Origin of the sequence: Actinoplanes sp. TBRC 11911 (assembly GCF_012933445.1) — a bacterium.
Classification (GTDB): Bacteria; Actinomycetota; Actinomycetes; order Mycobacteriales; family Micromonosporaceae; genus Actinoplanes.
Window position 1 is genome coordinate 1 of the sequence record NZ_JABBNC010000029.1, and the last position, 26,336, is coordinate 26,336.

Here is a 26,336-nt window from a genome sequence, read left to right on the forward strand (position 1 = left end):
TCGCGCCTGCCTGTCTCGACGGCCCGGGTGATCGCGCCTGCCTGTCTCGACGGCCCGGGTGATTGCCCCTGCCTGTCTCAACTGTCCGAGTAACCGCTCCGCGCCTGACTCGACCGCCCGAGTAATCGCCACCGCGCTGACTCAAGCGCCCGAGTGCGGGCCTCCCGCAGCCTGATTCGAACTTTGGAGAGTTATGGCTCGTATGTGGGCGTAACTTTCCAAGGTCTCGACATCAAGCGGAAAATGGTGGCCGCAAAAGCTGTGATAGCGGGCAAAGTTACCGTCCTATTCGGACCATCGTTCACGATGCGAGCATCTGTGTCCGAATAGTGAGACGGCCGCCATGTTGCGAGTGGCACGCGTCGCTCACCGCCGCTCTTGGTGCCGGCCGAGGCCTGCCCTGGGCGGTTTGACCAGGTACGCGGTGCGCAAGACCCGGCTTGCCGCTCAGCCACGTCGGGCTGTCGGGGCTACGAGGTGTGGCGGCCTGGACCAGGCTTTCCGGCTTGTCGCTCCGCCACGTCGGGTTGTCGAGGGCTGTGGGGTGCCGATGGGCTGGACCGGGCCGTTCCGGTTTGCCGTTCCGCACGTCGGGTTGTCGAGGGCTGTGGGGTGCGATGGGCTGGACCGGGCCGTTCCGGCTTGCCGTTCCGCACGTCGGGTTGTCGAGGGCTGTGGGGTGCGATGGGCTGGACCGGGCCGTTCCGGTTTGCCGCTCCGCACGTCGGGCCGTCGAGGGTTATGGGGTGCGGCGGCCTTTGACCAGGCCTTTCCGGCGTCGTTCGGGTCGGGCCACACGGAAGCGGGGTGCTGTGCCGGGTGGTTGATGGGCGTCCGGGGGTGGGGGCACGCTGAGGGGGATAGCCTCGTGTGTGGATGATCACTACACGGTTGGAGGGCATCCGTTGATGCGGTATGCGGCCATCGGGGACAGCTTTACCGAAGGGCTCGGGGACGGGCTGCCGGATGGGTCGGTCCGGGGATGGGCCGACCTCGTCGCGGCCGGGCTCGCGGCGGGCACGGGGGAGACGGTCCAATATGCGAACCTGGCGGTTCGAGGGCGGCTCCTCGGGCCGATCGTTGATGAGCAGCTCGAGGCGGCGCTCGCCCTGGACCCGCGCCCCACGCTGCTGTCGCTCAACGGCGGCGGCAACGACATGATGCGGCCTGGCGGGGACATGGCGCGCCTGGGCGAAATCACCGAGCGGGCCATCCGCCGGTGCGGCGACGAAGGCGTACGGCTGCTGTTGCTCAGTGGCCCCGACCCCTCGGAGCGGCTGCCGTTCGGGCGGGTGATGCGGCGGCGCGGCGAGGTCATCACCGATCTGGCCGCCGGGTTCGCGCAACGGTACGACATCACGTTTGTCGACATGTTCCACGACGCCGAGATCCGGCGGGCGCCCTACTGGTCGCCGGACCGGTTACACCTCAACGCGGCCGGGCATCGCCGGGTCGCGGGAACGGTGCTGACCGCGCTCGGGTATTCGACAGCGGCGCATGTCGTCGACCCCGGGCCGAACGAGCGGCGTGGGGTGCTGGCCGAGGCCCGCTACTACCGTGAGCACGTCCTGCCGTGGATCAACCGCCGCGTGCGGGGCCGCTCCTCGGGCGATGACCGCGCCGGCAAGTTCCTCGACTGGGTCGCGATCGAGGCAGCAACGGTCTAGCCAAGACGGCAGCAACCGGTCTAGCCAAGACGGCAGCAACCGGTCTAGCCAAGACGGCAGCAACGGGTCTAGCCAAGACGAAGGCGGCACCGCGCTCAACGCGGCAACAAGCGCGCGGCGGCACCACGCTCGCGGCCGGCGACCGTCCAGGGAGCGCGAGCACCTAAGGCAAGCGCCGCGAGCGCACGTGGTCGTCGTGCCACACGTCGCCGACCTGGAAGCGCCGCACGCCGACCACCTCGAAGCCCTGCTTCGCGTAGAAGCGCGCCGCCCGCACGTTCTGCTGGTTCACCCCGAGCCAGCAGGAATCGGCGCCGGTCGCCGCGGCCTCGGCCAGGGTCGCGGTCATCAGCTCGGCGGCCGCGCCCGCGCCGTGCCAGCCGGGATCCACGTAGAACTTGCTCAGCTCGATGCTCTTCTCGTCGACGACGGCCGCCACGACCGGGTCCGTGATCGGGCCGCTGACCAGCATCGAATAGCCGATCGGCACACCCGATGACGACACGGTCAGCAGCACCCGGCCGGGGTCGGCAAGATATCCCACGAACGCCTCGCGCGATAAATTCCTTGCCACGTACGCCTCCACGTCGCTCACCAGCGTGCCCGGCGGACAGGCCAGCCCGAACGTGCGCGCGGCCAGATCGTGCAGAAGCTCGGCGTCGGAGTTGTCGGCGCGACGGGTCGTGAGCGGCATGAAGCGCAGTTTAAGGTCCAACGATGAGACAGCTCGTAGACGTCATCCCCCTTCCGGCGTCGGTGCGACCGGACCCGGCCGCGAACTTCACCCTGACCACGGGCGTATCGGTGAGCGCCGCCCCCGAACTCGCGGACCTCGCCGTGCACCTGGCCGAGCTGTTAAGGCGAGCCACCGGATTCCCGGTGCCGCTGCGAACCAACGGCCCGATCCGCATTCTGCTGGAGGGGTCTGACAAAAATTTCGTGGCCGGGTCCGGGCGAAATCCCGATCAAGAGCGCAGGACGGGCGCCTACCGCCTCGACATCAGCACCGATGGCGTTACGCTGCGCGCAGCAGACCAGGAGGGCCTCTTCGCCGGCATCCAGACCATCCGCCAGCTCCTGCCTGAGCCGATGGCGAACAAAGGCGGAATAACGGAAATATCCGAATCGGGGGAGCAGCACCCGGCGGCGACCCACGCGCTCCCCGGCGGCCGCATCGACGACGCCCCCCGCTTCCCCTACCGCGGCACCATGCTCGACCTGGCCCGCCACTTCTACCCCCTACCCGACCTCAAGCGCTACATCGACACCATCGCCCAGCTCAAGATCAACCACCTCCACCTGCACCTCACCGACGACCAGGGCTGGCGTCTGGAGATCCCGTCCTGGCCCAAGCTCACCGAGGTCAGCGGCGGCGCGGGCACCGGTGTCGACGGCGCCGGCCCGGGCTTTCTCTCGACGGCCGACTACACAGACCTCGTGGCGTACGCAAAAGGGCGTTTTGTCACCATCGTCCCCGAGATCGACATGCCCGGTCACGTCAACGCGGCTCAACGCGCCTACACCGACCTCACCACCGACCAAAAGCCCGTCCCGCAGCGCACCGACAAAACAGTCGGCTACAGCTCCCTCGCCGCGAACCAGGAAAACACCTACGAATTCGTCGAGGACGTGATCCGCGAGGTAGCCGCGATAACCCCCGGTCCGTACCTGCACATCGGCGGCGACGAGGCGTTCTCGACCCCGCCGGACGACTACCAGACCTTCATGAGCCGGGTGCTGCCGCTGATCGGCAAGTACGGCAAGCGGGCCATCGGCTGGCACGAGATGACCGCCGTGGAGCTGCCCGCCGACGCGATCCCGCAGTACTGGCGGATCGAAGCCACCCACGACGGCATAAAACGGGCAGCCGCCGCCGGGCATCAAGTGATCATGTCGCCCGCGGACCACACGTACCTCGACATGAAGTACGTCGAGGAAACGACGCTCGGGCTGGACTGGGCCGGCTTCCTCGACGTGCGACGGGCGTACGACTGGGACCCGGCCGACCGCCTGCCGGGAGTGGGGGAGGAGTCGCTGCTCGGCGTGGAGGCCCCGCTCTGGTCGGAGACCCTGCGCAGCCTGGCCGACGTGGAGTTCATGGCGTTCCCGCGCCTGGCCGCCATCGCCGAGGTCGCCTGGACGCCGCGCGCGGGCAGGGACTGGGAGTCGTTCCGCGCCAGGCTGACCAGCTTCGCCCCGCGCTGGACCGCCCAGGGCGTCAACTTCAATATCAACTGGGAATAGCTTCAGACGAATCCGGAAAATGCCGATTACTGGGTATGGGTCTCTGGCTGATCTGGCTGGTGCTCGGCACCTGCGCGGCGTTTACCTACCCTCTACTGCCGTCGTGGGGCTTTGCCATCCTCATCGGTGGGATCATCGGGCTCATTTCCTGTGTGGTGATGGTCCTCGGGCTGCGCCGCCATCGCCCGGCCGACATGTCCGCCTGGCTGCTGATCGCCTCCGGCCTGTTCCTGTGGGTCGGAGGCGACGTCGTCTTCATCGCCGAGGGCCTGCTGCGGGAGACCCAGGTCTATCCGACGTATGCCGACTTCGTCTATTTGACCGCCATGCCGGTCCTCGCGCTGGGGCTGTTCCGGATGTCCCGCGACCGCTGGCCGCGACTGTCCGCCCGCTTCACCGACTGGGCGATCATCGCGGTCAGCCTGGCGATCGTGTACTGGGTCTTCGTGATCGGCCCGGTCGCCACCGACGCCTCGCTGCCGCTGTCCACCAGACTGGTCACCACCGGGTATCCGACCACCGGCGTGGTGCTGTTCGCGGTCGTGCTGCCGATGGTCGTACGGCCCGGCCGGCAGACCGTGAGCCGGTGGCTGCTGATCGTGGGCAGCGTGTTCACGCTGATCTGCAACGTCCTCTACACGCTCGTACCCGCCGCCGCCGCGTACACGATGTGGGTCGGCGTGGGTTATCTGCTCGCGTACGTCTGCTGGTCCACCGCCGTGCTGCATCCCTCGGTACGCATGCCCGCCGCCGAACCGGTTGCCGAAACCTTCAGCCGGGGCCGCCTCCTGATGCTGTCGGTCTCGATGCTGCTGGTGCCCGGGGTGCTGCTGATCCGGCGGACGCACAGCGTCGACCACCTGAGCTGGCTGGTGATCGGCCTCGGCTCCGCCATCCTGTTCGTGCTGATCCTGCTGCGACTGTCCGGGTTCGTCTCGGCGGCGCAGAGCCTGGCGTTGCACGACGACCTGACCAGCCTGCCGAACCGGCGTAACTTCGAGCAGCGCGTCACGGCGGCGCTCGGGGCCGGCGGGTCGCCGCAGGTCGCGATCCTCAACCTGGCCGACTTCAAGAACATCAACGACCGGCTGGGCCGCGCCGCCGCGGACCGGGCCCTGGTCGCGATCGCCGACCGGCTCCGCGAGGCGACGGCCGAGCCGATGCTGGTGGCCCGCATCGGCGGCGACGAGTTCGCGCTGCTCATCCCGGACGCCTCGGCGGCCGAGTCGGAGGTCCTCGCCCGGCAGGTCGCCGACGCGCTGCGCCGGCCGATCGACACGGCCGGCCTGGAACTGCTGCTCAACGTGCGCGTCGGCATCTCCGACGGGGACGGCGTGTCGGACGCCGGCGAGCTGTTGCGCCGAGCCGACACCGCGCTGGACGCCGCCAAACGGCACGGCAGCCGGTTCCGTCGCTACGTCGTCGAGCTCGACGAGATCGCCGCCCGGGACGCCCAGATGGGTGCGGACCTGCGGCGGGCACTGGACGCGAACGAACAGTTCTTCCTCGTGTACCAGCCCATCGTGAGCCTGCCGGACGGGCGTACGGTCGCGGTCGAGGCCTTGGTCCGGTGGGAGCATCCGGTCCGTGGACTGGTCGGTCCGGTCGAGTTCATCCCGATCGCCGAGCGCAACGGGCTCATCGTCGAGCTCGGTGCCTGGATCATGCGGACCTCCTGCCGGCAGGCCCAGATCTGGCGCGACGAGCTCGGCGCGGACGCCCCGCAATACGTCAGCGTCAACGTCTCGGCGCATCAGCTCGCCCAGCCGGACTTCGCCGAGTTCGTCAGCTCGGTGCTCAAGTCGACCGGCCTGCCCGGCGAGCATCTGCTGGTCGAGGTCACCGAGACGGCCATCTTCTCGGGCGGCATCGCGGTGCGGACGCTGGAGAAGCTGCGGGCGCTGGGCGTACGCATCGCGCTCGACGACTTCGGCACCGGGCACTCGTCGCTCGGCCTGCTCCAGAACGTTCCGGTCGACGTGCTCAAGGTGGACAAGTCGTTCGTCGACAACATCACCATGGCCGGCCGGCACGCGGTCATCGCCGAGGCACTGATCAAGGTGGCCGACGGGCTCGGGCTGGGTGCGGTCGCCGAAGGGGTGGAGACCGCCGAGCAGGCCGCCGAGCTGCACCGGCTCGGGTACCGCCTGGCGCAGGGCTATCACTTCGGCAAGCCGGTGGTGTCGCCGTTCCGCGAGGCGGCGGGCGTCGGCTAAGGCACCACGATCTCGATGCCGCTGCGCACGCGTGCCGGAATGCGGCTCAACGAGATGCTCGTGTCCTGCGGCGGCAGGTAGTAGCCGAGCCGGACCAGGTGCTGCACCAGCGTCCCGAGCAGCGCGACCGTGATCGTCTCGCCCGGGCAGCGATGACCGGTGCGCGGATCGCCGCCACCCTGCGGGATCAGCTCGAACTCGCCGGCCGGGCGGCCCAGGAAGCGCTCCGGGCGGAACTCGTACGGGCGGGCCCACACGCGCGAGTCGTGGTGCTGCCCGTAGATGTCAAGCAGCACCAGGGTGCCGCGCGGGATCTCCTGGCCGTGGAAGCGGAGGTCGTCGGTGGCGATGCCCGGGACGAACGGCGCGAACGGGTAATAACGGCGCAGCTCGTGCACGAACGCCCGGGTGAAGTCGTCGTCGGTCAGGCCCGCGCGGTTCTCCGGCCAGCGGTCGAGCGCGTGCGCGGCGAAGGCGACATACCAGGCCACGGCCGTCGCGGGTCGGATGATGTTGAGCAGTTCCACGGCCGCGGTGTGCGCGTCGAGCAGGCGACCGTCCTCCCGGTGATGCGCGATCCGGGAGATCGGCGTCGTGGACTGTTCCTCCCGGCGTACGTCCTCGATCAAGCGCGACAGCACCGCCTCCTGACGCCGCCTCGCCTGCCGGGCCCGCAGCTGCCTCGGCCCGGCCGAGGCAAACCCGTCGACCATGGCCACGAGATCCGCCGCCGGCACCATTTCCCGTACGCCCGTCCACCGCGTCACGGCATCGGCGATCACCCCGGCAGCCTCGTCGAACAGGGTGACCGACCGCGCCGCACGCCACCGCTCGGACGCGTCGTCGAACGCCTCCCCGGCAAGCTTGGCCAGCGTATCGGCACCGTCCTCCAGCAAAAGATCAACAAACAGGGCTTTCCGTACGCGGTGCGCCTCGCCGTCGAGCGTATGCACGGCACCGCGTCCGAACAGTGTGTCCAGCACTTGCGGCGGGACCGCGTTCCGGCGTTCGAGGTGGCCCGGCTCGTAGAAGAAACGCACCGCGTCCGGCCCGCTGATCGCGACCGTGCGCCGCCCGGCGAGCCGCATCGTGAAGGGCCGGCCGTGATGCTTTCGCCGCAGGTCGGGCAGCCAGGCGTAGCCCTTCAAAGCCAACGGGAGAGTCTGGTCGAAAGCCACCATAGCGTTGCGTGTCCCCCTCGATGACGGCCCGGAACGAAGCCAAAAAACTTCCTTAAGTTTGGCCGTGAGCGGGCGTCACGTCTGGCGTTTCTGTCGGTACCCACCCCTAGGCTGTTGCCCCACCCAGTGCCTCGGGTGGGGTCGGCTACCGGCCGCCTCGGCGGCCCCTTCGAGGAGGAAGCTTGCAGGACGGCACCGGTTCGCGGCGGTCCGCCGTGCTGTTCGTGGGCTTCCTCGCGGTGGCGTGGCTCCAGGTCGGCGCCGCGCTGCTGATCGTCTACCTGTTCCTCGACCTGCTTCCGGGATCGATCGCCTTGCAGGTGGCCGTGCCGCTGACCATCGCGACCGGCGGCCTTCTCTGGTACGCGACGGTCCGCGCGCTCCGGCTGCCGCACCGGATTCCGGCCGGGGTGCCGATCTCCCGCACCGACGCACCCGCCCTGTGGTCCCTGGTGGACGCCGCGTCGGCCGCCGCCGGTGCCGTCCCGCCCGACGGCGTGCTCGTGATCGCCGGAGCCTCCGCCACGCTCGCCGAGCGGATCCGTCTCGGCGGGCTGGTCGGCGGCCGGCGTGACCTCCTGCTCGGGATGCCGTTGCTGCTCGCCTGGGACGAGGCGCAGCTGCGGGCCGTGGTCGCGCACGAGCTCGCGCACGGTTCGCCCCGCTTGGGCCGCTTCGCGCCGGCGGCGTATCGCGGGCGGGTGGCGATCGGCCGCATCGTGCGCCGGATCCCGCGGCGGAGCCCGGCCGGGCCGGTGCTGCGCGCCTATGCCGCCTGGTATCGCCGGGCCAGCGCACCGTTCGGCCTCGCGCAGGAGCTGGCGGCGGATCGTGTCGCCGCCGAGTTCGCCGGTCTGCGGACGGCGGCTGGGGTGCTGCGCGACGGCCCGGTGCTGGACGGCATGCAACACCTGTTCCACACCGAGTATCTGAGCCCGGGGTGGCAGGCCGGATATGCGCCGGTCGACGTGTTCGGCGGTTTCCTGCAGGTCTTGGCGGCGAGGGCGGAGGAGGCGGCGCGGTTGCGAGCGCTGACCCCCTCGCCGCCGTCCGAGTGGGACACCCACCCGCCGGTGACTGAGCGAGAGGCCGCCCTGGCTGCCGTTGTGCCCACGGTCGACGCTGCTGAGCCGGGTGCCGAACCGACTGACCCCGCGCCGTCCGGGCCTGCGGGGGATCTTGTGCCGGATCTGCCGGGGCTGGGGCGCGCGCTGCAGGCCGTCGCCTTTCCGCCCGGTGGGCGGGCGGTCGTCAGCTGGGACGAATTCTTCAGCCTGGCGCGCGACGCTGAGATGGAACGCGAGGCGGACGCCGCGCTGGGAGCCGTCTCGCGGGCCGCCGGATCGCCGGTGGCCGGCGCCGCCGACGTCCTCGACCTGGCCGCCGACGGCCGGCTGCAGAAGATCGCCGCGACCGTCTTCGGCGACCTGCCGGACGAGCAGACGGCCGACCGGATCATCGACCTGATCACCCTGCTGCTCGCCCTGGCCGCCCTGCGCAGTGGCGCCGCACGCTGGCGGCACAGCTGGACCGGCACGGCCGAGCTCGTCGCGATCGACGGCGCACACCTGGACCTGGCCGGCCCGGCCTCGCTCGCCACCGACCCATCGACCGTCGCCGACGCCCGCAAGTGGCTGGCTGCCCTGGACATCGATCTCACGGCCGCCCGAGGCGACGGTCGGGCCCGCGTCCCGGTCCTGGGCGGCGTGGTCAACATCGCGGTCGACGGCGCCCGCACCGACGTCCTGATCATCGAGACCGGCCTCGTCCTGCTCCCGAGCCTGCCGCGCTCCCGGCAGGCCGAGGCAAAGCGCCGCCTGACCCGCTGGGCCGCCGACGGCGTCCTGGCCGACGGCACCCCGGCCACCAACGCAACGGCACCGCCGGCACCCGAGCCACCCAGCTCAGCGGCCGATGACAGCAGCTCGGCGACGGACGCCACCGACGGTCCTCAAGAGAAGGCCGCCTTCCGCTTCGTCGCGTTCGCCGATGTGGCCCGCGCCTCGGCCACCCGGAACGGCCGCCGCTCCTGGGAGATCTCCCTGCGGGACGGCCGCACTGTGAACCTCCGCACCGGGCTCGACTCCGACGAACTCCCCGGCGGCTGGGCCGCGCTCACCGACGCGGTGGCCTTTCTCGCGGGCACCCGGTGAGTGACCTGCCACAACACCGTTGAGCAGGATCACGTACGCGTCCGGCAACTCTGCGTGGTCCTCGCACGTGTAGATAGCGGAACGGTCTCATCTCTGACGCAGCGCTCATTTGCTGGTCACTTTGGGCAACAATCACCTCACGGGTTTGTTTGGTTGCCGTTCGCACAAATGGGTAGGTGTGGGTCGCCGTCCGGCGAGATGATTTGTTTGACTTGGGGGAGGTCAACGATGGAACGGGGGCCTGTGGCGCTCTTCGGAGCGATCGTCGCGGTCGGGCTAGGGCCGGCGTTGTGGCTGGGTGTCCAGTTCGGCGCCGTGGAGCAACCTCCGATCAACCATCAACCGGCGGTGATTCAGCAGAAGCCGGCGGGCACCGAGCTGTTCGGCGGCACCGGCGCGGGTCAGCCGACGAACACCCCCGAGGACCACGAGATCCGCACGACTCCGCATCGCAACGCCGACCCCGTCACCCGTACGCCGTCGCGCAAGCCCACGCCCAGCCCGTCGCCGTCGGCCGAGCCGGAGCCGAGCAAGTCGTCGTCGCCCAGTTCCGGCACCAGCACCGACCCCTCGGACCCGGTGTCGCACCCGGCCGGTGACGACCCCACCGACCCGTCGAACGGCGACACCTCGGTCCCGCCCGACCCGCCGGACAACAGCGGCAACGGCGGCACCGGCAACGGCAATCAAGGCAGCGGCGATCAGAGCAGCGGTGATCAGAGCAGCGGTGATCAGGGCAGCATCGTCGCCGCCCACCGTTACTGATACTTCGCGATCAGCCCGCGCGCCGTCTCCGCGAACCGCTCCCGTAACTCGGCCGGCTCCAGCACCTCCGCCTGATCACCCAGTTTCAGCAGCTCGATGTGCCCATGCTTGAACGACTCGATCGGCACGGTCGTGACCACCCAGCCGTCCGGATCGGGAACGCCTGCCGACTCCCGGGCCACCCGCGACATCTCGGGCGGAAACACGAACGCCATCAGATCCAGGGCCGCGCGCGTCATGCGTACGGTCGCGGTCATCCGGTAGACGCTGCGTTCGTACCGCTCGGCCCAGTCCCGCCAGTACGCCCGGAGGTCGAAATCCGCCGGCCGCGCGGCCGGCGTCTCCAGCAGTTCCGCCTCGAGAATGTTCGCCACCCGGTACGACGTGGTCCGCTCCCGCGCGCTCGCCACCAGATACCACCGCCCGGCCTTCATCACGACGCCGAGCGGATGCAGCGTCCGGGTCACCTCGCGCGGCGCCTTCCACCGGCGATAACGCACCTCCAGCATCCGCTCCCGCCACACCGCGTCGGCCACGGTGGACAGATGCGGCGTGGGCTCATCGGCCCGGAACCAGCCGGGTGCGTCGAGATGAAACCTTTCCCGTACGCGATCGGCCCGCTCACCCAGCTCGTCCGGCAACGACGCGCGCAGTTTGAGCTCGGCCGCCGCCAGCACCGAACCGAGCCCGAGTTCGGCAGCCGCGTCCGGCATCCCGGCGAGGAACAACGTCCCCGCCTCTTCCTTGGTCAGCCCGGTCAGCCTGGTCCGATAACCGTCGAGCAGCTGGTAGCCGCCGGTCGGCCCGCGATCGGCGTAGATCGGCACCCCGGACGCGCCGAGCGACTCGACATCCCGGTAGACCGTGCGCACCGACACTTCGAGCTCGTCGGCGAGCGACTGCGCGGTCATCCGCCCCCGCGTCTGCAGGAGCAGCAGCAACGAGACAAGACGACCGGCTCTCATGCGGGCACGGTAACGCCGAAGGGGAGCCCGATGGACTCCCCCGATGCGGCCGGAAACCTCAGAGATTGAGTACGCGGTTGAGCAGTTCCCGATATCCCCGCAGCTCGACCCGCAGCTTCTCGGTGTCGTCCGAGTTGCTGGCCAGGTCGCCGCTGCGGCTCTTCAACGCGGCGGTCAGCTTGTCGAGCGCCTCGTCGACCAGGGCCGCGGCCTCGCCGGTCGCGTCCTTGGGGTTGTCCACGAACCGCAGCTGAATGTCGCGGAACCGGTCGGCCAGATCGTCGCCTTCCGGGAAGAACCGGTCGGTCCCGGCAGCCTTCTTCTCGTCCGCGACCGGGGTGGCGGCGGCGACCGGTTCGGCGTTCGCGTCGGCAACCAGCGAGTCGTCGACCTTCTCGCCGGCGGCGGGCTCGACCACGTCCGGGGTGCCCTCGTCCCGGATCGAACGCGGCTGCTCCGTGGAGGTCACCGTGCCGTCCGGACCGTACGTCGTGGTCCGCTGGTCGTCGTCATCAAGCGCCAGGTCAACCGGCTCGGCGGAGTCGTGGCGCAGGTCGGCGGTGGGCGCGTTGTCCGAGGTCGCGTCGGCCATCCGATCCGTCGTGTCGTCGATGCGGTCATCGTCGTCGCGACGATCAACGTCATCCGGACGATCGAGGTCGCCACGATCGAGCCCGTCGGGACGGTCGAGGTCGTCCTGACGATCAACGTCGTCGCGCCCGTCCACCTCGTCCAGGTCGGCCCGGCGATCCGCCACATCGCCACGGCGCCCGGCCACGCCGGCGTCCGCGCTGTCGATCACCACGGTGCGGTCGGCGTCGCGTACATCGTCATCGGTCCGGCCCGAGGCGTGGCTGAAGTCCACCACCGGCTGGGTGTCGCCGGGCGCGTCGCTCCACGGCGAACCGGCCCGCTGCTGCGGCACGGTCGTGCCTTCGGCCTGCGCCCGCTCGCGGGCACGGTCGTCGTCGTACGTCGTCTCGTCGCCCTGCCGGGCGGCGTCGTTGGAGAAGAACTTCATGGTGGGCGACTCCTAGCGGCGAGTATCGGGCGCTTGGGCTTCATCGTCGGCGGGCGTTCGCGGCGCCGGCGCCGTGCGGGGGACGGACTCAGCGGCCGGTGCCGAGTCACCGGAGCTCTCGGAATCCGTCGGCACCGTACCGAGCAGCTCCCCGAAGAGCGCCCGATAATGCACCAGCGCCTGCCGCAGCTCCTCGGTGTTCGCCTCACCGGCCGTGTTGCGCCGGCTGATGTCGTGGGCGTCCCGGTAGTGCTGCAGCGTCCCGGCGTGCTCCACGGACAGGTCGGCCAGCATGCTCTCGTAGTTCTCGGTGGGGTAGCCGCGTTCGGCCATCAGGCGGGTCACCAGGTCGTCCGCTGTCGTGACGGCCTCGGTGGGGTTGTCCACGAACTGGATCTGCACTTCTTCCCAGGCCGTGGCGTAGCGGTCCTGTGACTCCCGGCTGAGCGGCTTGAGCTCGAGCCCGGCGTGCCTCTTTTCACGTTCGCGCAGCTCCTTCTCCGCCTCGGTGCGACTCCCGGCGTCGGACACCACCCGGTCGTACTCGGGTCCGAAGGTGTTCTGAAGCTTTCTGCGCCGTGCGACCTGGATGCCGTAGACGATAGCGGCGATCACCACGATGATGACGACGATCAGGACGATGGTGGCAGTGGCGGACATCGGTCTCCTCCTCCTTCTTCACTCCCGGTATGCCCACTCACCGCAGGTCGCCAATCATTTAATTGCCGCCCGGGAGCCGTTTGAGAAGCCTCTGTCATATCTACGACTCGGTTGACCAGGTGATCTTCCCTGGACAATCAGGACAGAGAAGGAACAAACCACCTCGCCCGGGGTGTGGCTCTGATTGAAGCTTTTACGTATTCTGCCGGAGGCGCACGGTCCGCTCGTACGCCAACAGCTGTCAACCGGGCGGAGCCTGATGAAAAGCCGACACTGGTCGATCCGTTCGAAGATCATCGCGCTGATCTCCGTGCCACTGGTCGCGTTGCTCGCGCTGTGGGCGTTCGCGACGGTGCTCACCGCCGGCCCCGCGATCAACCTGCTGTCCGCCCGCACCCTGGTCACCCGCATCAACAACCCCGGTCAGGTCCTCGTCTCGGAGCTGCAGCGCGAGCGGCGCCTCTCGGTGGAATACCTGGCGACCCCCGGCACCGTGACGCCGGCGCTGACCGCGCAACGGGCCGCGACCGATCGCGCCGTGCTGGCGTTCCGGCAGTCGGCCGGCAGCCATGAGGTGGCCGGCAAGGCGAACGCCGCGCTGCACGCCCGGCTCGAACAGATGTTCCTCGATCTCAACACGCTGCCGAGCCAGCGCCTGCACGTCGACCGGCGTGAGGTGGACGCGGTCGGCGCCCAGGGCATCTACAACGAGACGATGGACGCGGCGTTCGAGATGTTCGCGGCGCTGGCCACGTTCGGTGACGAGAACGTGGACCGTGAGATCGACGCGCTGTCCACGGTCGGCGAGGGCCAGGAGTATCTGGCCCGCGTCGACTCGCTGCTGGCCGGCGCCACGGTGGCCGGCAAGTTCGACGACGCGGCGCGCTCCGAGCTGGTGCAGGACGTCGGTACCGGCCGTTTCCTGCTCCAGCAGGGCGTCGACGATCTCCCGGAGGCGCAGCGCACGGCGTACCAGACGCTCACCAGCAGCGCGTCCTTCGTGCAGCTGAACCGCCTGATGGACACGCTCGTGGCGCAGGCCCGGCCGGGTGCGGCACCGCCGGTCACCGGCGACCGCTGGCACGACGCGTACGCGACCTCGACGGTGGCCTTGAGCGGTTTCGAGTCCGACGCCATCGACGATTTAGCTTCCCGGACCACCCCGATCGCCGTACGCGTCCTGCTGCGTCTCGGCCTGGCCGGGGCTCTGGGCCTGGTGGCTCTGATCATCTCCGTGCTCGTGTCGATCAAGGTGGGCCGCTCGATCGTGGGCCGGCTGCGCGGACTGCGCGGCGAGGCCCTGGAGATGGCGACCGAGCGGCTGCCCAACGTGGTGCGCCGGCTGCAGCGCGGTGAAGAGGTCGACGTCAACGTCGAGACGCCGCCGCTCGCGTACGGGCTCGACGAGATCGGCGAGCTCGGCCAGGCGTTCAACGACGTGCAGCGCACGGCCGTGCAGTCCGCGGTCGAGGAGGCGAGCGTCCGGCGCGGACTCAACGAGGTGTTCCTGAACATCGCCCGGCGCAGCCAGACGCTGCTGCACCGCCAGCTCGCGCTGCTCGACAAGATGGAACGCCGCGAGACCGAACCGCAGGAGCTCGAAGACCTGTACCGCGTCGACCACCTCGCCACCCGGATGCGGCGGCACGCCGAGGACCTGGTCATCCTGGCCGGCGCCGCGCCCGGCCGGGGCTGGCGCAACCCGGTGCCGGTGATCGACGTGGTGCGCGGCGCGATCAGCGAGGTCGAGGACTACCGGCGGGTCGACATCCGCACGGTCGCGACGGCCTCGGTGCTGGGCCGTGCGGTCGGCGACATCATCCACCTGCTCGCCGAGCTGCTGGAGAACGCGGCGTCGTTCTCCCCGCCGCACACCCGGGTGCAGGTCAGCGGTCAGGTGCTGCCGAACGGGTACGCCGTCGAGATCGAGGACCGCGGCCTCGGCATGACCCTCGAAGCGATCGACGAGGTGAACCGCCGCCTGGTCGAGCCGCCCGAGTTCGACCCGTCGGACAGCGCCCGCCTCGGCCTGTTCGTGGTCGCCCAGCTCGCCAACCGGCACGGCATCCGGGTGGCGCTGCGGTCGTCCGCGTTCGGCGGCGTCACCGCGATCGTGTTCATCCCGGGCGCCCTGGTCACCGCGGGTCCGCTCGGCACGCTGCCGAGCGCCGAGCAGCCGCTGGTCGGCTCCGGCTCGGACGACCCGGCCCGGCATTCGCTGGCCGCACTGCAGTGGCAGGGCACCGAGGAGCTACGACAGGTCACCGTCTCCGGGCGTGCGACGACATCCGGCGAGGTCACCCGGCCGATCCCGCGGCAGCGCACGCGGCCCGCGCTGGAGGCCCCGCCGCCGCCGGCGCCGGCTCCGGTGGAGCCGCGCCCGGCCGCCAGCACGGTGGCCGCCGAGCTCAGCGTGGAGGGCCTGGTGCAGCGCCGCCGCGTGCGCCGCCCGGTCGACCTCGCCACCTCCGATGCCGCCGCACCGGCCGCCGCCCTCGCCCCCACCGGGGCGCCGGTCGCGGACACCCCGGCGGATCTCACCGAGGACGGCCTGCCCCGCCGCCGCCGGCAGGCGAACCTCGCCCCGCAGCTGCGCCGCACGAGCACCGAGCAGCCGCTCCCGGACGAGGACACCGTCGCGTTCCGGTCACCTGAGCAGGTGCGCAGCATCATGACCGCGCTGCAACGCGGCACCACCAAGGGACGCCTCGACGCCGCCAAGATCGGTGACGGTGGCGCCCCGGATCCCGGGCCGGAAGATCGGTCCAATGGCGAGGAATCAGGCAATGGGGGGCGGCTGGCTGATGCATCCTTCGCGGATGCGGCTACCGTCAGTTTCCCGGCGATCGTGAACTTCGCGATCGTCGAGGGCGAAGCATCAACCGGGGGCGGGACGGATGCGGCCGGCGACCGCGCCGACGGCCCCGGAGGCAACGAAGTTTCCAGGCCGGAGAAGGACGCAGAGTGACACAGACGACGAACCAGAGTGGGAACCTCACCTGGCTCCTGGACGATCTTGTGAAGCGGGTAACCACCGCGAAACAGGCGGTGGTGTTGTCGGCGGACGGCCTCATGATGGGCGCCTCGACGAGCATGACCCGGGAGGACGCCGAGCACCTGTCCGCGATGGCGGCGGGCTTTCAGAGCCTGGCGAAGGGCGCCAGCAGACATTTCAAGGCCGGTCCGGTCCGGCAGACGGTGGTCGAGATGGAAGACGCCTTCCTCTTCGTCACCGCGGCCGGTCAGGGCGCCTGTCTGGCGGTCGTCGCGACGGCCGACGCCGACCTGGGCCTCATCGCGTACGAGATGGCGATGCTGGTCACCCGCGTCGGCCCCAAGATGGACGCACCGGGACGCCCGGCGGCATCCAGCGATGCCGGCTGACGCGCACGACTGGCTCGACCACGACGCGGGCCCGGTGGTCCGGCCGTACGCGATGACGCAGGGCCGGGTGGCTCCCTCCAACGGGGAGTTCGACCTGGTGGCGTTCATCGTGGCGACGGCGCCCGACGGCGCGTCCGGTGCCGGGCTGCTGCCCGAGCACCACGCGATCGTCACGGCCGCATGGGAGCCGATCTCCGTGGTCGAGCTCGCCTCGGCGCTCGACCTGTCGATCGGGGTGATCCGGGTTTTACTCGGTGATCTACGCTCGGCAGGGCTCATCTCGATGTACGAACCCCCTGCGGCGTCCGCGCCGCACGACGTCGACGTACTCAAGGCGGTTGTCAATGGACTCCGTGCGCTCTGATCGCAACGGCGCGACGTCGCGCATCCCGGTCGCACTCAAAATTCTGATCGCCGGCGGCTTCGGCGCCGGCAAGACCACCATGGTCGGCTCGGTCAGCGAGATCCGTCCGCTGCAGACCGAGGAGGTCCTCACCGGTGTCGAGGGCGCCGACGACGTGAACGGGGTGGAGGGCAAGACCACCACCACCGTGACGATGGACTTCGGCCGCATCACGATCACCGACGACCTGCAGCTCTACCTGTTCGGCACGCCCGGGCAGGACCGGTTCTGGTTCCTCTGGGACGAGCTGTCCCAAGGCGCGCTCGGTGCCGTGGTGCTGGCCGACACGCGCCGGCTGGCCGACTGCTTCCCCTCGATCGACTACTTCGAGCAGCGCGGCACCCCGTTCGTGGTGGCGGTCAACTGCTTCGACTCGGAGCAGCGGTTCGCGGCCGAGGCGGTGGGCCGCGCCCTGGACCTCGACGAGGGTGTCCCGGTGGTGCTGTTCGACGCCCGCGAGCCGGTGGGCGCCCGCAACGTCCTCATCGAACTCGTCGAGTACGTGGCCCGTCGCCAGTTGACGGCCGCCGCATCCCGTTAGGGTTGCGGCGGCACCCACGGTGGCGGGCCCGCCACCTGGGCGGGCGGAACGGCGATGAGCCGCGGCCGCAGGCGCCGCATCCGCCCGGCCGTGATCAGGCCGCGCGCCACCAGATCGTCCGGGCTGCGGAACGGGCCGCGCTGATACCGGTCGGCCACGATGCGCTGCGCGGCCGCTCGGCCCAGCCGCGTGTACCGGGCTAGCCCGGCGCCGTCCATGTGGTTGATGTCGATCAGCCCGCCGTGGAAGGCGCGCGGCAGGTCCGGCCGCCCGATGCCCATCTGCCGGGCGAGGGCCGGGTCGTGGGCGGCGATCTGCAGTGCGTGCTCACGATGCACGCCCCGGCGGTTGCGGCCGGTCGTGGACAGGTGGGTGGCCATCACCACGCCGTGGATCGCGGAGGCGAGCAGGGTCAGGATGCAGAGCACGACGCCTGGATTCCCGGTGCTGGCGAAGTCGCCGCTGTCGTCCGGGGCCGGGTCCATCGCGATGAGAACGAACCCGATGGTGCCGGTGGCGGCGTAGCCGGCGGCAACCAGGTACTGCCGCTTGTCGCCTTGCCGGATCGCCAGGATGACGAAGTAGATCCATCCGAGGAACCCCAACGAGAAGATGGGAATCACCGCGGCGAGCAACACCTGAACAACCGGGATGCGGTGCTTGGGTGGCGCCGGTACGGGTGGCGCCGGCGTGGCCGGCCAGCCCGTCGGCGTGGGCGGCTGATAGCCATAGGGCAGCGGCACCGGTCCGGCCGGCGCCGCAGCCGGCGGAGCCTGGCCCGCGGCCGGCGAAACCGGCGTCGCGAACGGCGGAGCCTGGCCCGCCGCCGACGAGGCCGGCGCCGCGACCGGCAAAGCCTGACCCGCGGGAGCAGGCACCTCGCCGCGCAAAATCTGGCGATGCGCCACCTGCATCTTCTCGCCAGGCTCCACACCGAACTCGTCCAGGAAATACTCCCGGGCGTCGCGGAACGCCGCGAGTGCCTCGGCTTGCCGCCCGGCCCGGTGCAGCGCGAGCATCAGTTCGGCCCGCAGACCCTCCCGCAGCGGGAACTCGTCGACCAGCCGGGACAGATCGGGGATCAGCTCGGCGCTCTGCCCGCGTTCCAGCTCGATCTCGGCCCACGTCTCCCAGGCGGTGGCGTGCGACTCGGCGAGCCGGGTGCGCGCCGCCTCGAAGATCGGCCCGGTCAGCCCGGCCAGCGCCGCACCGCGCCACAGCGCGAGCCCGGCACGCAAGGTGGCCGCGGCCTCGGCGAGCAGACCGTCCGCACGCAGTGCACCCGCCTGGGCGCCGGCGTCGCGGAACTCGTCCGCGTCCAGGGTCGCCCCCGAGGTCCGCAACACGTAGCCCCCGCCGGTCAACGCGAGCAGTTCGCCAGGCGTACGGGGAGCTCGGTCTGGGTCCAGGACGCGGCGCAGACCGGCCACGTATTTCTGGACGACGTTCGCACCGTTCTCCGGCGGCTCGTCGCCCCAGACCCCGTCGACGATCTGGTGCGTCGGAACCGGCCGTCCGGCTTGGAGCAGTAGCACAGCGAGCACCGCCCGTTGCTTGGCGGGACCAAGATCAACGGTCCGCTCGCCACGTTGCACGCGCACGTCGCCCAAAATCTCGAAACGAAGTGCGGCAGCGCGGCCGTCGATCACCGCGACGCACCTCCTGACCAGCGAATATCCATAAAGGCAGCAGAACGGCAGCCGGCAGCAGCATAACCGCAGCGGTCCCGCAGCAGCGCCCCCGAGGGTCATCCCCGACAGCGGAACGACTGACGAAAGACAAAGGACGATGACCGCACGCATAACCGGCCCCGCAGCCGCCCTGCTGACCCTCTCGATCGCCCTGACCGGGTGCAGCGTCGCCTCCGATGACACGGCCGCCCCAGCCCCGGCCAAGAAGACGGTCACCCCGCACGACGCGCTCTTCCAATCGGTTCCCGGCGACGATGCGGGCGCGTACAAGTTCGAGGTGACGCAGCCGGACCAGACGAGCCTCTCCGGCTACTATGACGCGGCTCACCGAGCCTTCGACATGAAGATCTCCTACCGCGAGCACGACGACGACATCGACCTCACGCTCACCATGAACGCGCTCGTGCGCGACGAGGGCACCTGGATGAAGGCCGCGTTCAAACCGGCGAATCTGCCGGGGCTGCCGAAGCTGCCGAGCAAGTGGATGAAGCTCGACACCAGCCGGGTGAAGGACGCGGGCAGCCAAGGCTTCATCACCTTCAACGAGGACAACGCCGACCCCGGCGACGTGTACTTCCTGGCGATGCACGCGGCGACCGTGACCGAGACGGGTTCCGGCCAGTTCGCCGGGACCACCGACATCACGTCGGTGCCGACGGGTGACGAACTCCTGGACGAGGCGACTCTCAAGGCGCTCGGCGCCAAGGCGAAGACGGTGCCGTTCACCGCGGTCGTCGACGCCCAGGGGCACCTGACCTCGATGACCCTGAAGATCCCGGCCGCGGGCAAGAGCAAGGCCGGCACGTACACCGTCAAGTACTCCGATTACGGGAAGGCGACCGTCCCGGCGGTGCCCGCCCCGGGTGCGCAGACGCCCGCCCCGGACGCGGCGTACGACCTGCTGAACAGCTGATCAGAACCGTAGCTGGCGGTCGCGCGGGTCGGACGGGGGTCCGCGCGGCCGCCGCTTTTTCCGGCAAGGCGGAACCGTGACCGAGTGCTCACTCTGCGGCCGGCCCGTCCTCGGCCTGGCCGGCCAGGACTGGTCCGTGCTGCCATGGATGGTCGACCAGCGCGCCACCGACGTCCGGCCGGGTCCGGCGCATGTGCGGTGCCTGCACGAGTACGGCGTGGCCCGGGAGTGGGCCGAGGCGGTCGAGGCGTACTACTGCGCACGCTGGCCGCGCTGGCTGAGCGGCCCGGACTGGCGCCTGCACGTCAGCGCTCCGGCGCGCCGGTTCCACCTCTGGCGATCGGACGGCCGGCTCAGTTCCTTCCCGTACGCCTCACTGCGTCACCACCCCGCCCTGCTGGTGACCGAGCTCGCCGAGGTAGGCAACGGCGCGGCCCTGGCCACCGCGATGGGCACCGCGGACGCGGGCGTCGAGGTGCCGCTGGCGTGGGTACTACGGGAACTGCGTCTCACCGATCGCTACCCGGACGAAACCGGCACGATCGCGCGTCGGCTGCGCAGCGTCGGCACCGCCGGGCGGCCCGAGCTGATCGAGGTCCTGGTCGCCCGTCACCCGCTGCCGCTGGACACCGAATGCCGCCGGGCGGCCCACGCCCGCATGCACCGTCCAGTGTGATGCGAGGATCTACGTATGGAAGCGAACGGTGAACTCGTCTTTGTCGGTGGCTACACGCCGGACAAGGGTGGCGACGGTGCGGGCATCACCCTGTTCCGGCGCGATCCGGCGGCCGGTGCGCTGACTCCGCTCGGGGTGGCGGCCCGCACCCCGTCGCCGTCCTTCCTCATCCAGCACCCGGCGTTGCCGATCCTGTACGCGGTGAACGAGGTGGACCCCGAGGGCACGGTCAGCGCCTTCGCGGTGTCCGCCGACGGCGCGCTGACCGAGCTGGCGGTGCGCGCGACCGGCGGCACCGACCCGGCCCACCTCGCGATCACCCCGGACGCCCGGCACCTGCTGGTGGCGAACTACTCGTCCGGCTCGGTGTCGGTGCACCCGCTGGACGCCGCCGGCGTGCCCGCCGAACGCTCGGACCTGCTCGGCCTGACCGGCCGGGGCCCGGTCGCCGACCGGCAGGCCGGTCCGCACGCGCACATGGTGTTCCCGGAACGCGATGAGGTGCTCATCGCCGACCTGGGCTCGGACCGGGTGTGGCGCGCCCGGCTCGACCGGTCCGGGCGGCTCACCATGTCGGGGCCGGCCATCGTCGCCGAGCCCGGCACCGGTCCGCGCCACCTGCGCCGGTCGCCGGACGGCGCCCTGCTGATGGTCGGCGAGCTGGACGGCACGCTGAGCTGGTTCCGCCCGTCGGCCGACGGCACGCCGGCCCGGGCCGGCCGGGTGGCCACCACCACCCGCGACGGCGAGAACCTGCCGTCGGAGATCACCATGCGGCCGGACGGCCGTTTCGTCTACGTCGCGAACCGTGGTCCGGACACCGTCGCGACCTTCGCCTGGGACGGCGAGCAGGCCGTCCTGGTGGCCGAGACGCCGGTCGGGCACTGGCCGAGGCACATGACGCTGCTGGGGGATCACCTCTACGTAGCCAATCAGCTGTCACAGAGCGTGACGGCGCTCCGGATCGACGCGGAGACGGGGGTGCCCGTCCAGCAGGGCGAACCCACCATTGTGGCCAGCCCCACATGCCTGCTGGGCTGGGCGCCGAGGGTCGTCAGTTGATCTGTGATTTAGGACAGCTCCGGATTGAAGGCATTAATGAACCTAAATCCGACAGGCATTCACACTTAGCGGAATGACGCTATTACGCTCGGTGATCTGTCCTTAACTCTTTCCTAATCCGAGTAACTTTCGGCCGAACGTATATGGCATTCGCGTTGCGGCGTGCGCAATATAGAGCGCGTGTCTGGACGCCACCGTCGTAACTTCAACATGCGCGGAGCGGGCGTCGTCGGGGCTGCGATGGCGATCGTCGTCGTGCTGGCCGGTTCCTATCTTGGCTACCAACGACTGTCCGACTCCAAATGCACCGGCTCGACCCGCCTGACTGTTGCTGCCGCAAATGAAATTGCTCCAGCCGTCACGCAGACGGCCCAGAAGTGGATTAAGGACGGAGCGAATGTCAACGGCACCTGCGTCGCCGTTACCGTGACGCCGGTCAACTCGGCGACGATGGCCGCGGCCATCGCGGGCGAGCACCACGTGACGCTCAGTGGGCTGGGGGCGGCCCCCGAGTCGGTCAAGGTGCCCGACGTCTGGATCCCGGACTCGGACGCGTGGCTGCTGCGCCTGCACTCGGAGGCGGCCGGCTTCCTGCCGCAGGGCGCGCCCAAGCCGGTGGCGCAGAGCCCGATCGTGGTGGCGATGCCCGAGCCGGTCGCGAAGACCATCGGGTGGCCGAACAAGAAGCTGGGGTGGAAGGACCTGCTGGGCCTGGTCACCAAGAGCGGCAACATCCGCACCGGCATCGTCGACCCGGCCCGCGACTCCTCCGGCCTGGCGGCGCTGCTCGCGCTCGGTCAGGCGGCCGGCGTCGGCGCCGCCGCGCAGCAGGGCAAGGTCGAGGCGATCAAGGCGCTCGCGCAGAACGCGTCCTCGTTGAGCGACGACCTGCTGCAGAAGTTCCCGCACTCGCAGGACCCGAACGACATCGCCACGGCCCTGAGCGCCGCGCCGCTGTCCGAGGAGGCCGTGGTCGGGTACAACGCGCAGAAGCCGCCGGTCCCGCTGGTGGGGCTCTACCTGCAGCCGAACCCGCCGCCGCTCGACTACCCGTACACGATCATGCCGGAGGTCGATCTGCCGACGGCGTCGCTCGCCAACAGCCTGTTCGCCCAGCTGCAGACCCCGGCGTTCAAGAACACCCTGGCCACGGTCGGGCTGCGAGCCGCGGACGGATCGCTCGGCGCGGACTTCAGCCGGCCGCTGGGCGCCCCGGACTCGTCACCCCCGGCCAAGCCCGCGGGTGGCGACGGGGAGAACAGCGGGGGCGGCAGCGCGGCGGGCGGCGTGGACGCCGGCGTGGTCAGCCAGGCGCTGGGCGCGTGGACCGCGATCACGAAGCCCGGGCGGGCGCTCGCGGTGTTCGACGTCTCCGGTTCCATGAACGAGAAGGTTCCGACCGCCGGAAACCTGACCCGGGCGCAGGTCACCCAGCGCGCGGCCACTCAGGGGCTCGCGCTGTTCGGCGCCGACTGGGAGGTCGGCACCATGCTGTTCTCCACCGACATGGACGGAAAGCTGCCGTACAAACAGGTCGTGCCGATCACGCCGCTGGTGACCGGTCGCGAGCAGGTTCAGGCGGCGGTCGAGCAGATCGTGCCGAAGAAGGACGGCGACACCGGCCTCTACGACACGGTGCTCGCGGCGTACAAGGAAGTCCAGAAGGGCTGGGAGCCGGGCCGGGTCAACTCGGTCATCCTGTTCACCGACGGCAAGAACGAGAACCCGGACGGCATCACGCTGAACACGCTGGTGGCCCAGCTCAAGAAGCTGAACGACGCGACGAAGCCGGTCAAGGTCGTGATCATCGGTATCGGTACCGAGGTCAACCAGAAGGAACTCGAGACGATCACGAACGCCACGCCCAACGGCGGGACGTACATCGCGAAGGACCCCGCGAAGATCTCCGACATCTTCCTGCAGGCGCTGGCGAACCGCACCGGCACGGCGAACTGATCTTCGGTACGCCCGGACGGCCGTCACCGCAAGGTGGCGGCCGTCGCTAGTGCGGCACGCCAGTCCAGTCCAGGCAGACCGCTACGGCGTCGTCGTCGAGGTCGGTGTCGCCCAGGTACGTGCGCAGGTTGCCCAGCAGCGAGCGCACCACCTGCAGCGGCGCCATGGAGCCGGTGGCCCGGATGAACCGTTCCAGCGCCGTGTCGCCGTAGCGTCCGGTGGCGCCGGCGGCCGCGAACACGCCGTCGCTGACGAACACGAGACGGTCCGCGGTGCGCAGCGCCAACGACTCCGGGGCGTACTCGGAATCCTCGAACATGCCGAGCGGGAACTGGGGCTCGAGGCGTACGGCATGGATCGTCCCGTCCCGCATCAGCAGGGTGCGCGGTGAGCCGGCGTCGATCGCCTGCAGCTGCCCGGTGGCCAGATCGAGCTCCAGCAGCAGCACCGACACGTGCAGCGCGCCCCGGTACGCCGCGAACACCGCCTGATCGGCCAGCACCGCCTGGTCGGCGAGCGAGAGACCGGCCCGGCGGGCGTTGCGCAGCGCGTAGGTGGCCAGCGCGGTCAGCATCGACGACTCGACGCCCTCGCCCATCCCGTTCAGCACGCTGACGTAGAGCCGGCCGTCGTGCTCGGCCCAGTCGAAGCTGTCGCCGTTCACCGCGTACGACGGTTCCAGCTGCCCGGCCAGGCTGAACGAGGGCCGGATCCGGCTGCGACCGGGCAGCAGCTCCCACTGCATCTCGGCGGCGAGCGTGAGACGCCTGGTCCGGATCGTCATCCGGTAGCGGTCGGTGCCGGCCGCCGCGGACTGCAACTCGTGCCCGGTCAGCGTCGCGATCTCGGCCAGTTCGCCGCGCACGTCAGGGTCGTCCGGCACCGGCGCGCACCGCAGCACCCCCATCCGTTCACCCCGGGCGGTGACGGGCAGATACAGGTCGGTGTCCTCGACGACCTCGGTCTGATGGTCGAAGCTGCGCCACGCCGCGTCGCCGGGAAAGGTGCGCGCATCGTCGCCGATCAGCGGCAGCAGCGCCGCCAACCGATAGTCGACCAGGTAGACCTCGACGTCACGGAGGCCGTACTCCTGGGTGAGTCCATCGACCAAGCGCTCGGGTACCGCCTCGGCGGCGGCACCGGTCAGCATCCGCCGAACCGTCAGGAGCCTGTCGATCAATGGCCGACCTCCTCGAACCGTCCGCGACGTACCGGTAGTCTCTGCTGCACCATGGCCATTCACCATGGGCCGGATGGGCCGGACCCGATGAACGCCGCGGCGATCGACGACGCCGCGCACGCCTTGCTGCTCTCTTTCGATATTGCCCGGGAACAGGTGACGCCGCGGCTTTCCGGGCCACAACTGAACGCGCTGCTCGTGGTCGAGCGCTCCGAGGGCATCAACCTGGGCGGCCTGGCCGCCGAGATGAGCATGCTCCTTTCCTCGGCCAGCCGCCTGTGTGATCGGCTGGTTGCCTCCGGCATGGTCGAGCGGGTGCCCGGCCGGGCCGACCGGCGCGAGATCGCCCTCTACCTGACCCCGGCGTCGCGGGGGCTGCTCGGCGAGCTGCGCCTGATCCGCCGGCGCGCGCTGGCCGGCGTGCTGGAGAAGATGAGCCCCGCCGGGCGGGCCGCGCTGCTGCGCGGGCTCACCGAGTTCGCCGCGGCGGCCGACGACAGCGCCGGCAGCGCCTCAGCCCAGTCGGCCTGACCAGGCGGCCGGGTTGTCCCGCACGCCGCGGATCACCGCGTCGGCCGCACCGCGCATCGCGGCGTCCGCGCCGAGCGTCGCGGGCCGCAGCGTGACCGGCGCGAGCTCGGCGGTCAGCACCCGGCGGCGCAGTTCCGCCTCGATCCCCGGGCGCAGCCGGTCGAAGCCCGGCGCGTAGCCGCCGCCGAGCACGATCTGGTCGATGTCCAGCAGGTTCACCACCGCGGCCAGGGCGATGCCGAGCGCGGCGGCGGCCAGATCGGCGTCCGCGGCCATCGCCTCCTGGCCGGCGTACTGCTCCAGGCAGCCGTTCGCGCCGCATCGGCAGGGCCGGCCGTCCGGAAAGACCGTGACGTGCCCGATCTCGCCACTCCAGCCCCGCCCGCCGCGGTACAGCTCGCCGTCCAGCACGATGCCGGCGCCGATGCCCACCTCGCCGGAGACGTACAGGAAGGTCGGCTCCCCGCCGTGGTCCGCGCGCAGCTCGCCCAGCGCGGCCAGGTTGGCCTCGTTGTCGACGGCGACCGGCAGGTCGGCCAGCGCGGGCACCTTCCGCAGCGCCTGCGCCGCGTCCACGTCCTGCCAGCCCAGGTTGGGCGCGACCCGGACCAGGCCGTCAGGGGTGACCAGGCCGGGCACGGCGAGGGCGGCGCCGGCCAGGGTGAGCCCGTCGATGGTCGCGGCGGCCCGGGCCTGCGCGGCGAGCCGGCCCAGTTCGGCCAGCGCCGCCTCGGGGCTCAGTAATCGCTGATCGGCACGGGCGACGAGGCGGTGGCGTACGGCACCCGTGAGATCCACGACGCAGGCCGCCAGATAATCGACGTTGATCTCCAGCCCGAGGCCCGCCGGGCCGTCCGGAGCGAGCGCCAGACCGGCCGCCGGACGACCGGCGCCGGTGCGGGGCGCGGGCTCCAACTCCACCAGCAGGCCACCCTCGATAAGGTCGTCGACGAGGGCGGACACGGTCGCGCGGGTGAGCCCGGTCGATGCCGCGATGGCCGCGCGGGATGGTTGATCAGCACTGTTCGCCACGGTCTGCAGGACCAGCGCGAGATTATGGGCACGCACGCTGGACTGCCGGACGGGGGACCCTGAGGCGTTCATCATCCGGCCGTTCACGCCCTTGA

22 protein-coding genes are annotated in these 26,336 nt (G+C 70.5%); 14 read left to right on the forward strand and 8 right to left on the reverse strand.

Features of this window, described 5'->3' with window-relative positions:
• Positions 1–908: 908 nt before the first annotated feature.
• Complete coding sequence (locus HH310_RS30660; RefSeq protein ID WP_169179190.1) at positions 909–1,667, forward strand: SGNH/GDSL hydrolase family protein; 759 nt, start codon at positions 909–911, stop codon at positions 1,665–1,667.
• 163 nt (positions 1,668–1,830) lie between these two features.
• On the opposite strand, the gene HH310_RS30665 is transcribed toward HH310_RS30660, so the two are convergent.
• The gene (locus HH310_RS30665) at positions 1,831–2,361 is read right to left on the reverse strand and encodes a GNAT family N-acetyltransferase (RefSeq protein ID WP_169179191.1); all 531 of its coding nucleotides are present in this window, start codon (positions 2,359–2,361) and stop codon (positions 1,831–1,833) included.
• 23 nt (positions 2,362–2,384) lie between these two features.
• Between HH310_RS30665 and HH310_RS30670 the strand changes: the two genes are divergently transcribed.
• Both HH310_RS30670 and HH310_RS30675 read left to right on the forward strand, forming a co-directional pair.
• On the forward strand, positions 2,385–3,911 hold the full coding sequence (locus HH310_RS30670; protein WP_169179192.1) for a beta-N-acetylhexosaminidase: 1,527 nt from the start codon (positions 2,385–2,387) through the stop codon (positions 3,909–3,911).
• Positions 3,912–3,946: 35 nt separating this feature from the next.
• On the forward strand, positions 3,947–6,127 hold the full coding sequence (locus HH310_RS30675) for a bifunctional diguanylate cyclase/phosphodiesterase (RefSeq protein ID WP_169179193.1): 2,181 nt from the start codon (positions 3,947–3,949) through the stop codon (positions 6,125–6,127).
• On the opposite strand, the gene HH310_RS30680 is transcribed toward HH310_RS30675, so the two are convergent.
• On the reverse strand, positions 6,124–7,281 hold the full coding sequence (locus HH310_RS30680; protein WP_248294593.1) for a cytochrome P450: 1,158 nt from the start codon (positions 7,279–7,281) through the stop codon (positions 6,124–6,126). The genes HH310_RS30675 and HH310_RS30680 overlap by 4 nt on opposite strands.
• Positions 7,282–7,490: 209 nt before the next feature.
• On the opposite strand from HH310_RS30680, the gene HH310_RS30685 reads away from it, so the two are divergent.
• Both HH310_RS30685 and HH310_RS30690 read left to right on the forward strand, forming a co-directional pair.
• The gene (locus tag HH310_RS30685) at positions 7,491–9,461 is read left to right on the forward strand and encodes a peptidase (protein WP_169179195.1); all 1,971 of its coding nucleotides are present in this window, start codon (positions 7,491–7,493) and stop codon (positions 9,459–9,461) included.
• Between the two features lie 228 nt (positions 9,462–9,689).
• On the forward strand, positions 9,690–10,226 hold the full coding sequence (locus tag HH310_RS30690) for a hypothetical protein (RefSeq protein WP_169179196.1): 537 nt from the start codon (positions 9,690–9,692) through the stop codon (positions 10,224–10,226).
• Here the strand turns inward: HH310_RS30690 and HH310_RS30695 are convergent.
• From HH310_RS30695 to HH310_RS30705, 3 genes are read right to left on the reverse strand one after another with little or no spacing between them, the layout of a single operon-like run.
• On the reverse strand, positions 10,220–11,191 hold the full coding sequence (locus tag HH310_RS30695; protein WP_169179197.1) for a YafY family protein: 972 nt from the start codon (positions 11,189–11,191) through the stop codon (positions 10,220–10,222). The genes HH310_RS30690 and HH310_RS30695 overlap by 7 nt on opposite strands.
• A gap of 58 nt (positions 11,192–11,249) precedes the next feature.
• Positions 11,250–12,212: a hypothetical protein gene (locus HH310_RS30700; protein WP_169179198.1), complete on the reverse strand. Its 963-nt coding sequence runs from the start codon at positions 12,210–12,212 to the stop codon at positions 11,250–11,252.
• Between the two features lie 12 nt (positions 12,213–12,224).
• A complete protein-coding gene (locus HH310_RS30705; RefSeq protein ID WP_169179199.1) occupies positions 12,225–12,872 on the reverse strand; it encodes a hypothetical protein in 648 nt (215 codons plus the stop codon).
• A 259-nt stretch (positions 12,873–13,131) separates the two neighbouring features.
• Here HH310_RS30705 and HH310_RS30710 point away from each other — a divergent pair, with 259 nt between their 5' ends.
• From HH310_RS30710 to HH310_RS30725, 4 genes are read left to right on the forward strand one after another with little or no spacing between them, the layout of a single operon-like run.
• Complete coding sequence (locus HH310_RS30710) at positions 13,132–15,840, forward strand: sensor histidine kinase (protein WP_169179200.1); 2,709 nt, start codon at positions 13,132–13,134, stop codon at positions 15,838–15,840.
• A complete protein-coding gene (locus tag HH310_RS30715; RefSeq protein WP_169179201.1) occupies positions 15,837–16,256 on the forward strand; it encodes a roadblock/LC7 domain-containing protein in 420 nt (139 codons plus the stop codon). Before HH310_RS30710 ends, HH310_RS30715 begins: the two co-directional genes overlap by 4 nt.
• Positions 16,246–16,620 carry a DUF742 domain-containing protein gene (locus HH310_RS30720; RefSeq protein ID WP_169179202.1) on the forward strand — a complete coding sequence of 125 codons (375 nt, stop codon included), beginning with the start codon at positions 16,246–16,248 and terminating at the stop codon, positions 16,618–16,620. Before HH310_RS30715 ends, HH310_RS30720 begins: the two co-directional genes overlap by 11 nt.
• Positions 16,601–17,200 carry an ATP/GTP-binding protein gene (locus tag HH310_RS30725; protein ID WP_169179203.1) on the forward strand — a complete coding sequence of 200 codons (600 nt, stop codon included), beginning with the start codon at positions 16,601–16,603 and terminating at the stop codon, positions 17,198–17,200. Before HH310_RS30720 ends, HH310_RS30725 begins: the two co-directional genes overlap by 20 nt.
• On the opposite strand, the gene HH310_RS45005 is transcribed toward HH310_RS30725, so the two are convergent.
• Positions 17,197–18,849 carry a BTAD domain-containing putative transcriptional regulator gene (locus tag HH310_RS45005; protein WP_169179204.1) on the reverse strand — a complete coding sequence of 551 codons (1,653 nt, stop codon included), beginning with the start codon at positions 18,847–18,849 and terminating at the stop codon, positions 17,197–17,199. The genes HH310_RS30725 and HH310_RS45005 overlap by 4 nt on opposite strands.
• A 139-nt stretch (positions 18,850–18,988) precedes the next feature.
• Between HH310_RS45005 and HH310_RS30735 the strand changes: the two genes are divergently transcribed.
• The 4 genes from HH310_RS30735 to HH310_RS30750 all read left to right on the forward strand — a co-directional run bounded on the left by HH310_RS30735 (position 18,989) and on the right by HH310_RS30750 (position 23,498).
• Positions 18,989–19,804, forward strand: a complete 816-nt coding sequence (locus HH310_RS30735) for a hypothetical protein (protein WP_169179205.1) — start codon at positions 18,989–18,991, stop codon at positions 19,802–19,804.
• 76 nt (positions 19,805–19,880) lie between these two features.
• Entirely contained in the window at positions 19,881–20,480 is a 600-nt protein-coding gene (locus HH310_RS30740; RefSeq protein ID WP_169179206.1) for a hypothetical protein, read from the forward strand.
• Positions 20,481–20,495: 15 nt separating this feature from the next.
• Complete coding sequence (locus tag HH310_RS30745) at positions 20,496–21,542, forward strand: lactonase family protein (RefSeq protein WP_169179207.1); 1,047 nt, start codon at positions 20,496–20,498, stop codon at positions 21,540–21,542.
• A 180-nt stretch (positions 21,543–21,722) separates the two neighbouring features.
• A complete protein-coding gene (locus HH310_RS30750; RefSeq protein WP_312034420.1) occupies positions 21,723–23,498 on the forward strand; it encodes a substrate-binding domain-containing protein in 1,776 nt (591 codons plus the stop codon).
• 46 nt (positions 23,499–23,544) lie between these two features.
• On the opposite strand, the gene HH310_RS30755 is transcribed toward HH310_RS30750, so the two are convergent.
• Positions 23,545–24,678 carry a PP2C family protein-serine/threonine phosphatase gene (locus tag HH310_RS30755; RefSeq protein ID WP_248294594.1) on the reverse strand — a complete coding sequence of 378 codons (1,134 nt, stop codon included), beginning with the start codon at positions 24,676–24,678 and terminating at the stop codon, positions 23,545–23,547.
• 51 nt (positions 24,679–24,729) lie between these two features.
• Between HH310_RS30755 and HH310_RS30760 the strand changes: the two genes are divergently transcribed.
• Positions 24,730–25,209 (forward strand): MarR family winged helix-turn-helix transcriptional regulator, encoded by a 480-nt coding sequence (locus tag HH310_RS30760; protein ID WP_248294595.1) that lies wholly within the window; start codon positions 24,730–24,732, stop codon positions 25,207–25,209.
• Here the strand turns inward: HH310_RS30760 and HH310_RS30765 are convergent.
• On the reverse strand, positions 25,192–26,316 hold the full coding sequence (locus tag HH310_RS30765) for an ROK family protein (protein ID WP_396027556.1): 1,125 nt from the start codon (positions 26,314–26,316) through the stop codon (positions 25,192–25,194). The two genes, HH310_RS30760 and HH310_RS30765, sit on opposite strands and share 18 nt — an antisense overlap.
• Positions 26,317–26,336 lie beyond the last annotated feature (20 nt).